Below are 13,279 nucleotides of genomic sequence, written 5' to 3' on the forward strand. Positions count from 1 at the left end.
TCGGTAGTTTTGGAGATTGCTTCCCTGCGATCGCAATGACATGCCCTATCACTCAATTATCCACCAGTAACCGAGACGAAGCATTGCGACCAAACTCCTCTGGAGCATATTGTAAGTGCGCTTCTGCACCCGGCCAGAGATAGGAACCCGGTGTAACGGATCGCGCCAAATAATGCACTTCATAGATCCCAGGGGTGAGGCGATCGCCGTAAGCCACCACTCGGTCTTTGTACACCTGTTGGTAGTCGATTTGCCAACTATCGGCATCCGCTTGCACTGCTTGATTCGCCGTCTGAAACTCTGTATTCACCGCCTCGAAACCGGCTGGGAGGGGGTCTGTAATCACCACATGATCCACGGGATGATCCGTAATAATCTCTAAGGCTACGTCAAACACTTGACCCGCTTCTACTTCAAAGGGTTGGTCGCGATCGTAGAGTCCCGTGGTTCGCAGCACCTCCTCCTCATTCGCTCGGCGCACCTGACGCACCACCCGCAGACCATTTAACCGTCCCGGTTGACTTCCCGTTAAGCGGTAGCCATAGGAGACGAGATAATGGAGGTTTCCGGGGCCAGATTTTTGCAATACTAGATCGCTGTTTCCCTTGGGTAACTGAGCCATGGGGACGCTCAAATTCCAGGTCGAATTCTCGTAACCCTGAAACTGGGTATTACCCAAACTTTGACCCGCAAACGTCACCCCTACGCCAAAATTGGGGGGCGTGCTTTCCGTTTGTGCGTAGGCAACTAAAGCATCCAGCGCTTGGGCATTATTATAGGTACTGCCCCAAGTGCCATTGCGACGCAAGGAGAGCAAACTGGTTAACAAGCGCCCAGTTTCTGCGGGGGAAGCATCTTGGGCAATGAACAAACGCAAGGCTTCCGCTTGTGCCGTGGTTGCTGAGGACAACCATTGATAGCGTTCGGGTAAATTAATCGTTGCCCTGCGTCCCGTCTGATAGATAGACTCGCGAATTTGATTAAACAGGCTTTGGCTTTCTGTCCTCCATTGGGGGAAATTGGACAAGTAGCGAGCTAACTTAATCTGCGTAACGGGATCGAATTCGCTGCGGACGCTGTAGATATCCGAGAGGAACTCATTTCGCACATCTCCCCAGGCAGCTAGAGCGATGAGGGTTTCTAGGCGCAGGGTACTTTTACAGAGGGCAGAGGTACAAAAATCCTCATTTTCGGGGTCAGCTAACAGGTCTTGCAGATAGCGCTTGAGTGGGTCAACTTGGATACCGTCTGGGGAAAATCCGGCGTTGGATGCTGCCGCGATCGCCTCGGCCACATAGGGCGTAAGATACGGGTCAGACTGGCGCACTCCTGGATAGCTACTAAATCCGCCATCTTCCCGTTGCAGACTCGCGAGTTGATTGAGTGCCTCACTGGTTTTTTGGGACAGATTGAAGGTATTTACAGCTTGTCCATATTGGCTACTCAAGCGTTGCAGACTTGCCGCAATCAGCAGTTGACTTGCCATGGGTTCGGCAAAGGGCAGGGGGTTCTCGGCAAATACCTGTTGAGCAGGCGCGAGAATTTGGGGCATTAAGGTACTGGCGAGGTTAATGTCTAATCCTCCCGTATCGATGGCGGTATCGGGCGCAACATTGACCGGTAGGGTGACGGTGTTGGTGCTGGTTCCGGACTCGACCACCTGTTCAGTCACTTCTAATGCTTTAATCTCTAAGGGCACTTCAAAGGCATCCACGGGTTGGCCGTTGAAATTAGTCGCAAAGGTTACCGTAGCTGTACCAGGTTCACTGACGGCTACGGGGAACCTCTCGCCCAGGGTTCCCTGACTCGATCGCACCTGACGAGAGTCCATACTATTATTAGTAGACTCGAAGGTTAACCCGCCACTGACGGTTCCGGTGATGTCTAAGTTACCGGTGGCTTCCGTGGTATTGGTGATCGAGAGACCAGCATTTAGGCGATCGCCCGGTCGCACGAATTGGGGTAAAATCGGATTCGTCAGGATGGGCTTACTGGTGATAAATGTGGTTTCCCCATTGCCGAAGCGCAGACTACCATCTTTGGCAACTACCATCACCCGCCAGGTGGTCAGGTCATCGGGTAGGGTAAACGTGACACTGGCTTGTCCCTGGTTATTGGTAATCACGGAACCGTTGTAATAGGCCAAGGGTTGGAAGTCTCGACGGGTGCGCGTGTCGGCTCCTCCCGCAGAAAATCCACCGCCATATCCCCAACCTTTAGCCAGGGGGGAAGCTTGGGGTTGCAAGACGACATCGGGACGGTTATCGCTAAACCGGGTAGAGATGGGTTGCTCGGCGTATACGGTGTCGAGCAGGTTGGGGGCGCGATAGCCCGTCAGTTGTAAGATGGCTTCGTTGACCACCATTACTGTCAGTTCTCCTGCTACCGGTGAGCCGGTGTTATCCCTGAGTTGTAGCTGTACGGTTTGGGATTCCCCTGGTTGCCTTCGGGGATTAGATGGGGTAGCTTCGACAGATAAGAGGCGATCGCTCAAATCAATCTTAAAGGGCGCAAACCCGATTTTGACCAAGTTATCCACATCTTCAGGATTTGCGGTTTCCAAGGACTCGCCCTGACGCACCAGAACCGCCTCGAATGCGGCATTCGGTAGCATCTCTGGCGTGACTTCAAACTGTACTTGGGGGGCCCCGCCTTGCACGGGTTGCAGGGCTTGGAATAGGGGTTTATCGCGGATAATGGCAAAGTAGAGTTGCCCCTGTTCATAGGGAGATTGAATCAGCGCGGTTGCCGTATCTCCGGGCTTATAGGTCTCTTTGTCTAGTTTAATTTCTAGCTTATCTTCATCTCCTCGACCCCAACGCACCCCACTGCCTCCGGTTGCCCAGATTTGCAAGTCGGTAGCAGTGGCGCTATTTTGACTGCCTGCAAAGTTAGCACGGATGCGATAGGAACCGGAGTCCGGGGGCGTGAGTTCAGCCGTGGTGGGGGTTTGAGCGGAGCGGACGAAGGTTTCGCCCACGGTTTCATATTCGACTTGGGTGCGATCGCTCCGTCCTCCTTCCACCACACGAGTTACGCTAGAGTAGGTCATTTTCTGTAACTCCAGTCTCACCCGCTCTCCCGCTTTCGGGTTCCCCTGTGCATCGGTAACCACCACTTCCACAGGAAAGGCTTGCCCCGCATCCGCCACAAAGTTACTCTTCAGACCGATAATATTGGCACTCGGCAACACAGTCAGGGTTTGCGAGTCACTCACGGACAAATTCGAGACATCCGAAACCGACACATCCACCTGATAGGTCATGGGATAGGGCAAATCGGCATCTAGGTTAAACCGTTGCTCCCCAGAACCGGAATCATCCAGGGTTTGCCGCGTTTGCAACACTTCCGTTTCTACCACAGGCGCTTCTTCCGGCCAAAACCATTGCGGGCCAAAAGTATACCCTTGCCATTGCTGGGGATTAAACTGGGTTTGGCGACGAGTGACATAATATTCTGCGCTGCCACCAATAACAGGAGCGCCAAACAGATAATTACTGCTCGTTGTGGCTGTGATAGAATCTCCGGGTTGGGCCACCTCTTGATTTAAGCCAACTTCCACCTTAAAATTGGGCGGATTAAATTCAGCCACCTGGAAGTTACCGGTTAAGGTAATGCCAGAACCTTCGGCACGAATGACATATTCTCCCACTTCCTGAGTTTTGGCTAAGGGAACCTCCAGGGAAAATGTGCCAAAACCGTTCGTTCTATAGTTTCCTAAGTCCGTTTCCTTGCCTTTGGGGTCTTGAATTTTCACCCGATAATTGGCTCGCGTATCGGTTTTCAGGTCTCCCTGTTCCAGATAGTACGCCACTCCGGTAAATGTGGCTTGCTCTCCGGGTTGATAGAGCTGGCGATCGGAAAATATTGTACCTCTAGAAACAGGTTTTGTATCTTCCCAATCGGCATAAATGCCATAACCATAAGCCCCACTATAAGACTCAGTGCGGGTGAATGCCCAATCTTGACCTTCTCTGGCAATAACGAGCAGTTCGGGAGCTTCAGAAAACCGACTTCCTCCCATACAACTTCGCAAGTTTTGGGCCGTTAATTGTAGTAATCCTAAATCATCGGTTTGTCCCGTGGCACAAGCTCTAGGTTGGGGTCTCGATTTTGCTCCTAATTGGGATTGATAAATCTCTACTGTAGCACCAGGAACGGCTTGCCCATCATCTAGGTGATTGACACGAATTAAACCCGACTCTGGGAACCATTGGGCAAATACTCCCAGATTGGTCAGTTCTACTAATCCATAAAAGGTGGGGGTATTCCATTGCCGCTCCCCATTTTCTTCATAGGAGTTGGTTCTGGCTTTCACCCCATAGGCGAGTAGTCCTGATTCTCCGCCTAATTCTGATTTTAAGTTGACTGAATTAATAAGGGTTTGGTTTTGTTGACCAGAAACTTGATAGGATTGCCATTGATTTTCGGAGGGTAAAATATCGTTGCCATTCCCTTGAGGATAGGCAGAGTCTACATAGACTAAATCGGTGGGTTCTAGGGGACGAAATGCGGCTTGATATTCTCCATCGGGGAGGTTAACACTGGAAATATCAAGCTGTAAATCTTCAGTGTTAGGTAAAATATTTAATCCACGCTGCACCCAAATATCCGCAGCTACATTTCCCGTCTCGTATTGTAGAGTAACTGGATTTTCTAGGGTTTGCCCAAATCGATCCTCTAATTCAGAGCCGATGGTAATCGTATAATTGGTATCCGGCTCTAATGCCCAGGGGTTAAGCTGAATTAGGTTGGGTTCATAGGTGAATCGCACTAGGGGAGGGGCGTTGGGTGCGGGAGGGGGATTTATCGTAATGGTATTAACGGCAGATTCGGCGACAATGGGATTATTAAATCTCAATTGGGGGCTACCTTTAATAAATCGCCCATAGGTTCCACCAGGGCCGGGTTCGCCGGTGGTTTCGAGTTCGTCAAAGTTGAGGGCGTTGTAGGTTTTAAATTGACTAGAAAAGGGGATTTCGCTGGCTAAGTTGCCGTTAGCGGGTTGTAATCCGGCGGAGATTTCTAGGCTGTAGGGGGTGTTTTTTTCGAGGTTTTTTTGGGGGGTAATGATATAGTCGTATTGTTGCTGGGAGGGATCGAATTCTGTTTGGGGCGTGAGGTTTGTGCTGTTTTCATCGAGGGCAATATTCAGGGCAATGTCGCGATCGCTCCCCGCAGAGACTAAGCGAGTATGCTCGGCTAAGGAATTTAGGTCTAAGGGAACATTGGAGGTAAATTTGAGTTGGGGATTAATATCTACCGGTTCCGGGTTGCCATTGCTGTCTAGATTCGTGCCCGGAAGATTGGAAAGCTGAATGGGAAGGGTGTTAAATGTCCAAGCAAAATCCCGGTCTAATTGATGGTTATTCAGGTCTTTTAAGCCTTGTTTGAGCGTTACTTGTACCCTGGTAGCTAAGGGAAGGGCGCGATCGGCTTGAAATCCTACCATGCGCGGGGTTAAAAAGCGAAATGTTCCCGGTATTCTGGGGGTAATTTCAAATTTATTGAGTAAGTCTCGTTGTTGGGGAGAGTCGAGACTTTCTAGGGGAATCAGAGGATCGGTAAAGATCACATTAATTTGATTCAGGGGTTTAGCTTCTTCCGTGGGGTTAATGCTCTCAATCCAAGCGGGGGGAGTGGCTAAGGGGAGGGGAGAGACGCTAGGGAGGGGTTGATTTCCCGATCGCATCCCACCGATTCTACATCCTGTCAAGGTCAGCACAAAGAGCAAGATGAATACTAATACTCTATGCTTGCGGTAATATTGGCCAATCCCACGACGAAGTTGGCGGTATTGTCTTATTCCGAGCATGGCGCGACGACGGGACATTCTCTCTTCCCTCAGTGAATCTGATCTTGTCTTACCTGATGGGAGTAGCGTTTGGGAAGAGTTTGTAGATATACTTTACAATCTGTGACTTAATGTGATGACTCAGCGTTGTCAGAATCAAGTCTGGTTAATCTCAAAAGAGAAGCCCGGTTAATGGAAAAAAAAGCGGGCAAGATGCCCGCACTCCTCGAATTCTTTGATATGACTGGAGTGGGAGCATCTTGCTCCCTGGATTTTTAATTAGGGTATTTAAGCGAACTTGATATTAATGGGAAAAAAAAGCGGGCAAGATGCCCGCACTCCTCGAATGGCTGAATATTACTGGAGTGGGAGCGTCTCGCTCCCTTGGTTTTTAATATCAAGTCCGTTGGATCAGTTCTAATATGTCATTGCGAATAAAACGCAGTGGAGTAAAGCAATCTCAACAATCTCGATAGTCCTAGCGATTGCTTCCCTGCGGTCGCAATGACAACTATTCAAACGGACTTGATATAATGATGGTATTTCCGCGAAGCGGACATGAATAACCGGACTTGATATAGCTAGTCTAAATGAGTTGTGCAACAGGAAAGTCCCTCTCCCTATATCCCTCTCCCAAGGGAGAGGGACTTTTCCCCCTTCTCCCTTCGGCTAGGCTCAGGGCAATGCCTGCGGGAGAAGGGGGTAGGGGGATGAGGGGCAGGTATTACATAACTCATTTAGGTTTGCTATATAAGATCATCCGATCGCCATAAAACCCATCCTACTCAATCCCAAGGCTAAGACCCCAGTTTTTGGGGAACTTTCAAACCCGCTAAGGCTTGATTATATTCTTCGAGTTCAACTTTTACGGGTTTAACGCCCCAAATTTGTTCGCAATATTCACGAATGGTGCGATCGCTAGAAAATTTGCCCATGCGGATTGAATTCAAAATCGACATCTTGATCCAATTCTCTTGATCGGCATAGGCCAGATCCACCTTATCTTGACAATCAATGTAATCCTGATAGTCAGCAAACAGCATATAGGGGTCATTGTACATCAAGGAATCCACCAGAGGCTTGAACAGGTTGCGATCGCCATGGGAAAAGAATCCAGAAGCAATGCGATCGATCGTTTGCTTGAGTTCCGCATTTTGTTCATAATACTCCCAAGGCTTATATCCCTGTTGTTTCAGCTCTGCCACCTCTTGAGCCGTCAAACCAAACAGGAAGAAATTCTCTGCACCCGCTTCTTCCCGGATTTCAATATTTGCCCCATCTAACGTACCAATAGTCAGAGCGCCATTCATGGAAAACTTCATATTTCCCGTTCCCGATGCTTCTTTACCCGCCGTCGAAACTTGCTCGGATAAATCGGCACAGGGATAAATTTTCTGCCCCAAGGACGCATTAAAGTTAGCCAAGAAAACCACCTTAATTCGACCGCGCACATCGGGGTCTTTATTCACCACTTCAGCCACGGAATTAATCAACTTAACGATTAACTTGGCCATAAAGTATCCCGGTGCAGCCTTACCCCCAAAGATAAAGGTTCTCGGTTGAATCTTCAGACCTGGATTCTGCTTAATCCGGTTATACAGCGTGATAATATTCAACACATTCAGGTGCTGGCGTTTATATTCATGAATCCGCTTTACTTGAATATCAAACAAGGAGTTGGGATCGATTTCCAACCCATTGTGAGTGCGGATATATTCCGCCATCAACTGTTTATTGTGCTGTTTAATCTTGTGCCACTCCGATCGAAATTCTGGATCTTCGACAGAGCTTTCCAGTTGACGCAACTGATCCACATTTTTTAACCACCCTTCGCCCAACTTACGGGTAAAAAGTTCTGACAATTTGGGATTACTTAATAAGAGCCAACGACGGGGGGTAACTCCATTGGTCTTATTGTAGAATTTCTCCGGCCAAAGCTTGTAAAAGTCTTTCAGAGTATCCTGTTTGAGTAATTCTGTATGTAAGGCAGCCACTCCATTAATGGCATGGGAGCCGACACAGGCTAAATTAGCCATGCGGACTTTCTTTTCTGCGCCTTCTTCAATCAGGGAGAGACGGCTGAGGAGTTCTAAATCATCAGGATACCAATGCTTGACATCTTCGAGGAAACGATGGTTGATTTCGTAGATAATTTCCAGATGACGGGGAAGAACGGCTTCAAATAGGCTCACTGACCACCGTTCTAAGGCTTCTGGCATTAGGGTATGGTTCGTGTAGGCAAAGGTTTTTTGGGTAATGCGCCAGGCGATATTCCAATCAAAGCCATGTTCATCAAGCAATAAACGCATCATTTCGGCGATCGCCACCGTCGGGTGAGTATCATTGAGTTGAACGGCGGTCGTCTCTGGTAAATTATCCAGAGTTTTATGACGCATCAAGTGAACCCGGATAATATCCTGGAGGGAACAAGAGACAAAAAAGAATTGTTGCTCCAGTCGCAGTTGTTTCCCTTGGGGAGTATTGTCATTGGGATAGAGAACTTTGGAGATAGTTTCAGAGCGCATTTTTTCCGAAACTGCACCATCATAGTTCCCCGCATTAAACTCACTGAAATCAAAATCATCACTCGATTCTGCTTTCCATAACCGTAGGGGGTTAACGGTATTGGTATCATAGCCAGGAACCGGCGTATCATAGGGAATCCCCATCACCGTTGTACCGGGAATCCAACGAATTCTTGGCCGTCCTTTTTCGTCGTGGTAGGTTTCCGTATGGCCACCAAATTTGACTTCTACAGCTTGATCGGGACGAGCAATTTCCCAAGGATTACCCAGACGTAACCATTTGTCAGGAATTTCCGCTTGCCAGCCATCCTGAATAATCTGATGGAAAATTCCGAATTCATAGCGAATCCCATAGCCGACGGCAGGAATTTCTAGGGTAGCTAGGGAGTCGAGGAAGCAAGCAGCTAACCGACCTAAACCCCCATTACCTAAGCCGGGATCGGGTTCGTGTTCGAGGATTTCTTCGAGATCGAGACCCGATTCTTCGACCGCTTGACGGACTCGCTCATAGAGGTTCAGATTAATCAGACTATTGCCTAAATGCCGACCCATGAGAAATTCGGCTGATAGATAATAGACGGTTTTTACGTCATTTTCCAGGTAGGTTTTCAGGGTTTTGAGCCAACGACTCAGGAGGCGATCGCGCAGAGTATAGGCGAGAGCCATGTAAAAATCATCTTGGGTGGCTAAGGATTCATACTTTCCTTGTAAGTAAAATAAGTTATCTGCAAAGGCACGTTTAAGTGTCTCTACACTCATTCCTGTCCGGTCATCTTCAATCTGAATCGGACATTGTTCTTCAGGGATCATACGTTCGTTCATACAGTTCTTGCAGTTCTCGCCATAGTGGTGATGTGCCATTCTACAGCCTATTCAAAAACTGAGAACGAACTTTTGATGCATTTTTAAGATTTGCTTGATTCCTGAAACTGACTTTACCCCCTACCCTCTCTAATAGACTGTTGAGTTACCATCCCAACAGAGAAACCGCCGATTCTTTTTCCCAAGAGGATTTGAGGGCTTCTGGCACAGCCGTAGCGTTGGTGTCTGCGGCTGAACCGATCCGGGTTTCAATGCAGAAGGAGGCGGTGTTAAATCCGCCGAAGCGCTTCACGGTACTGGTTCGCATCCGAATATCGTCCGAATCGCTGGCGAACGAAAATCGCTCGATCGCGCTCATGGTTTCATATTCGGTAATTAAGTTCAGTCCGTCTTCATCATCCATTTCATACTGTCCAGCCACGGGGACAATTTCTGCATAGCCTTTTTCCCGCAAGAGTTTACCTTTGCGCGGGTTATCCACATCAGGAACGATCACCATCACCGTTGAATCTTCATGACCTTCTCCTTCCCGATCCCAACCCATACTGCCGTGCCATTGCACCAGTGCGCCTCCGGCAGCTAATTGGCCATCCACTTCATGCATGGTGCAAATTTCTTGCACTCTGGGATCGTCTGGAGTTAAGGCGCTAACGGTGATTTCGAGTTCTCCCAGTTCTGCACGCCGAAAGGCCAGGTGATGGGTTGAACGCCGCGATCGCCATGTGCCTGCACTGCGCTGAAAAAACTCCATTGCATCCATCTAGATTAACCTCCTCGATTTCTGGGTAACGATTTTGACGTTTGTATTTTAATCTCCCTTTTAGTTTACATGAGAGTCATGCTAAAAATGAATCACATCGCCAGACCGGAGTTAAATTGTTATTTGACCCGGAGCGCGATCGCGTCTCCCCAGGAGAATCGCTATCAAGTCATAATGGAATAATATTGCCGCATTCCGACAATCCATACAAAGGTCAACACTATGCAAGTCACTCTTGAACAGTTAGTTATTCTTCCCGGCCATCAACTTTTAATGAAAGACATTAGTTGGCAGATGTACGAAGACTTGCTAGACAATTTAGGAGAAAAACGCGGGTCTCGGATTAATTACAGCCAAGGAATATTAGAAATCATGACACCCTTACCCGAACACGAAGACGATAAAGTAATTATTGGTAATCTAGTAGAGATTCTGCTAGAAGAACTTGATATTGAGTTCAGAAATTTGGCCTCGACGACCTTTAAAAGTCAAACCATGAGACAAGGACTTGAAGCTGACCAATGTTTCTATATCGAAAATGAGGCAGCAGTTCGCGGTCAAAAGCGAATTGATTTAAGTGTAGACCCGCCCCCCGATTTGGCTATTGAAATTGATCTTACCTCTCGGACTCGGTTTAATAATTATGAAGCCTTGGGAGTGGGGGAACTGTGGCGCTTTAATGGTACAAGTTTAGAAATTAATGTGCTGCAAGATGGTGTTTATATTCAATCTGATGAAAGTCCTCATTTTCCTGGACTTTCTTTAACCCAAATTATTCCTGAATACCTAGAACGCAGTAAAGTTGAAGGCAGGAATAAAACCATGAAAGCATTTCGGGCTTGGGTTAGGGAGCTTCTTTAGAGGAGGTTGTGCAATAGAAGGAGTTATTTGAGTGAGCGCCATGATTTTGGACATCTAATGTCAGTTTTTTCCCGGTTATGCTCATCGGTGACTCAGGTCTTCCTCTCTATGATACCCTTATTCCTACAGAGGATTGAGGAAAAAGTCGAATGTTCAAACGCCTAGCGATCGCCACCCTCATGGGATTAACCCTGATGTTGACCAGTTGCGTTTCTGCGACCAGTGGACTGCAACAGTATGTCAATGCCACCAAAGGATATGAGTTTTTATACCCCAATGGTTGGGTGGCAGTGAAAGTTAGTGGGGGGCCGGATGTGGTTTTCCACGATTTAGTAGAGAGAACGGAAAATTTATCCGTGGTCATTAACCCAGTGGAGGGAGAGAAAGAATTAAGCGATCTCGGAACCGCAACAGAAGTGGGATATGAACTCTCAAAAACCGCGATCGCCCCGGAAAATACAGGACGCAGTGCAGAATTGGTGAACGCAGGTTCTAAAACCCTTGGTGATAAGCTCTATTACTTGTTGGAGTATGAGGTCAATATTCCTGACCAACCCCTGCGTCATAACCTCACCAGTGTGGCCGTCAGTCGCGGAAAATTGCTCACGTTTAGTTTATCGACAACGGAAAAACGCTGGCAAAAACTGCATACTCTCTTTGAACAAGTGGTTCAATCGTTTAATGTTTATTAGATCCATGATGAAATGATGACCATTCCTCCCTTGGTCTTAGCTTCGGCCTCCCCAGCTCGGTTGCGCTTACTCCAACAAGCGGGAATCTTTCCCCAAGTGCATCCGAGCCATTTTGATGAGTCCCAAGTGCAAAGTTCAGACCCAGAAACCTTGGTGAAAACCTTGGCCCAACGCAAGGCAGAAACGATCGCCCCGGAATATGAAAAAGGCGATCGCCTGCCCCTAATTTTGGGGTGTGATTCCATACTGGCAATCAACCGTCAAATTTATGGTAAACCTGCCAGCGCTGCCGAAGCTATGAGCCGTTGGCAGGAAATGCGCGGTCAAAAAGGCGATTTATATACGGGTTATGCTTTGTTAGACTTAAATCAAAAGACTTCAGTGATTACCGCAGAAGTAACGACGGTCTATTTTGCCCGTGTGAGCGATCGCGCCTTAAGAGCCTATATTGCCACCAAAGAACCCCTCAACTGTGCCGGAGCCTTCGCCATAGAAGGCAAAGGGGGCATATTTGTCGAGCGCATCGAAGGCTGTCATATGAATGTGATTGGTCTGAGCTTACCTTGTCTGCGATCGATGGTCGAGCAGTTGGGGTACGACATCACCCAATGGTGGGAGCCATCGACCTATTAAACCCCTAATGCTCTTAAGATTGCTACACTAAAGTTAAGAATCCGCAATCGACAATACTTCGGCCAAGTTTGGGGAGAAATATGGCGAATGAGCAAGCCTCCAATAAATTACTTCAGTTTCCTAACAACGTAACCTGGGAAACGGATTTAGCCCGTCTGTGTGGAGAAGACGAGTTATTTCGCGATCGCTATCAAATGTACAAACTCCTGGGACGGGGTGGGTTTGGAGTCACCTTTCTAGCTAAAGATTTAGGCGCAAACCAACAGCCTTGGTGCGTGATTAAACAACTTTGCCCTAAAGTCAAACATGCCAAAGGACTCGAAAGGGCCCGTCGCTGCTTTCGCCGAGAAGCCAAAATTCTCAGCCAGTTAGGGAATCATCCCCAAATTCCCCAAATGTTCGACTATTTTGAAGAAGAGGGGGAATTTTATCTCGTTCAAGAATACATTCAAGGGCGAACCCTCTCCCGCGAGATCCGACATTACGGCCAATATACAGAAAAGCAAGTCAAGTCCTTTCTCCTAGAAATTTTACCCCTATTAAAATTTATTCATGAGCAAGGAGTCATCCATCGGGATATTAAACCCCCCAATATTATTCGCCGACATAGTAGATCCCAGTCTTCCACAGGAGAATTGGTTTTAATTGATTTTGGTGCAGTCAAATACTTAATCCAAGAAACCGAATCGAATCATACCATTACAGCAACTGCTTCTACGGCTTTTGTGGGAACCTTTGGCTTTTCTCCCCCCGAACAATTAGCCCTACGACCCACCTTTGCCAGCGATCTTTATGCCCTAGGCATTACTTGTGTTTATATGTTAACCGGTCAGTTTTCCTCCGATGATGACCTCCCCCATTTTCGCCCTAAACAATGGTGGCGCAATAATGTGGAAGTCAGCGACCAATTTGCGGATGTTATCGATCAACTGTTGGCGGTCGATCTCGACGAAAGATATCGTTCAGCTCAGGAAGTGCTAACCGCTCTAGATCTTGCCCCCCATCTAGAGAGTTTAAACGAGTGTCTGACCCATCAACCCCAACCGAAAAAACCCGAACCCCAGGAATATATATCTCCGGCCCAGAAACGCGCTCAAGAGATCCGAGCGCGTATGGAACGGCTGCAAAAACGGCAAAAGTTGGGAACTCGCAATTTTCCCCAGCATTGGTAGCTGAAATGCTTGGCTGGGAT

Annotated in this window: 7 protein-coding genes; 4 read left to right on the forward strand and 3 right to left on the reverse strand. The window is 47.9% G+C overall.

The window, feature by feature from the left end:
- Window positions 1-52: 52 nt before the first annotated feature.
- From PMG71_RS21920 to PMG71_RS21930, 3 genes are all read right to left on the reverse strand, one after another.
- The gene (locus tag PMG71_RS21920; RefSeq protein ID WP_283755864.1) at window positions 53-5,833 is read right to left on the reverse strand and encodes an alpha-2-macroglobulin family protein; all 5,781 of its coding nucleotides are present in this window, start codon (window positions 5,831-5,833) and stop codon (window positions 53-55) included.
- A 758-nt stretch (window positions 5,834-6,591) separates the two neighbouring features.
- The gene (locus PMG71_RS21925; protein WP_283755865.1) at window positions 6,592-9,141 is read right to left on the reverse strand and encodes a glycogen/starch/alpha-glucan phosphorylase; all 2,550 of its coding nucleotides are present in this window, start codon (window positions 9,139-9,141) and stop codon (window positions 6,592-6,594) included.
- Between the two features lie 145 nt (window positions 9,142-9,286).
- Window positions 9,287-9,901 carry a phycobiliprotein lyase gene (locus PMG71_RS21930; RefSeq protein WP_283755866.1) on the reverse strand — a complete coding sequence of 205 codons (615 nt, stop codon included), beginning with the start codon at window positions 9,899-9,901 and terminating at the stop codon, window positions 9,287-9,289.
- Window positions 9,902-10,123: 222 nt separating this feature from the next.
- On the opposite strand from PMG71_RS21930, the gene PMG71_RS21935 reads away from it, so the two are divergent.
- From PMG71_RS21935 to PMG71_RS21950, 4 genes are all read left to right on the forward strand, one after another.
- Window positions 10,124-10,762: a Uma2 family endonuclease gene (locus PMG71_RS21935; protein ID WP_283755867.1), complete on the forward strand. Its 639-nt coding sequence runs from the start codon at window positions 10,124-10,126 to the stop codon at window positions 10,760-10,762.
- Between the two features lie 149 nt (window positions 10,763-10,911).
- Window positions 10,912-11,454 (forward strand): photosystem II reaction center PsbP, encoded by a 543-nt coding sequence (gene psbP, locus PMG71_RS21940; protein ID WP_283755868.1) that lies wholly within the window; start codon window positions 10,912-10,914, stop codon window positions 11,452-11,454.
- Between the two features lie 15 nt (window positions 11,455-11,469).
- Window positions 11,470-12,087, forward strand: coding sequence for a Maf family protein (locus PMG71_RS21945; protein WP_347179368.1), 618 nt, complete (start codon window positions 11,470-11,472; stop codon window positions 12,085-12,087).
- A gap of 80 nt (window positions 12,088-12,167) precedes the next feature.
- On the forward strand, window positions 12,168-13,259 hold the full coding sequence (locus PMG71_RS21950) for a serine/threonine-protein kinase (RefSeq protein ID WP_283755870.1): 1,092 nt from the start codon (window positions 12,168-12,170) through the stop codon (window positions 13,257-13,259).
- Window positions 13,260-13,279: the final 20 nt, after the last annotated feature.

Origin of the sequence: Roseofilum acuticapitatum BLCC-M154 (assembly GCF_030068475.1) — a bacterium.
Classification (GTDB): domain Bacteria; phylum Cyanobacteriota; class Cyanobacteriia; order Cyanobacteriales; family Desertifilaceae; genus Roseofilum; species Roseofilum acuticapitatum.

What these genes read in the sequence shown, in the direction of transcription:
- PMG71_RS21950 (WP_283755870.1), top strand. Translation starts at nt 12,168, where the DNA reads ATGGCGAATGAGCAAGCCTCCAATAAATTACTTCAGTTTCCTAACAAC.
- psbP (WP_283755868.1), top strand. Translation starts at nt 10,912, where the DNA reads ATGTTCAAACGCCTAGCGATCGCCACCCTCATGGGATTAACCCTGATG.
- PMG71_RS21930 (WP_283755866.1), bottom strand. Translation starts at nt 9,901, where the DNA reads ATGGATGCAATGGAGTTTTTTCAGCGCAGTGCAGGCACATGGCGATCG.
- PMG71_RS21935 (WP_283755867.1), top strand. Translation starts at nt 10,124, where the DNA reads ATGCAAGTCACTCTTGAACAGTTAGTTATTCTTCCCGGCCATCAACTT.
- PMG71_RS21945 (WP_347179368.1), top strand. Translation starts at nt 11,470, where the DNA reads ATGACCATTCCTCCCTTGGTCTTAGCTTCGGCCTCCCCAGCTCGGTTG.
- PMG71_RS21925 (WP_283755865.1), bottom strand. Translation starts at nt 9,141, where the DNA reads ATGAACGAACGTATGATCCCTGAAGAACAATGTCCGATTCAGATTGAA.
- PMG71_RS21920 (WP_283755864.1), bottom strand. Translation starts at nt 5,833, where the DNA reads ATGTCCCGTCGTCGCGCCATGCTCGGAATAAGACAATACCGCCAACTT.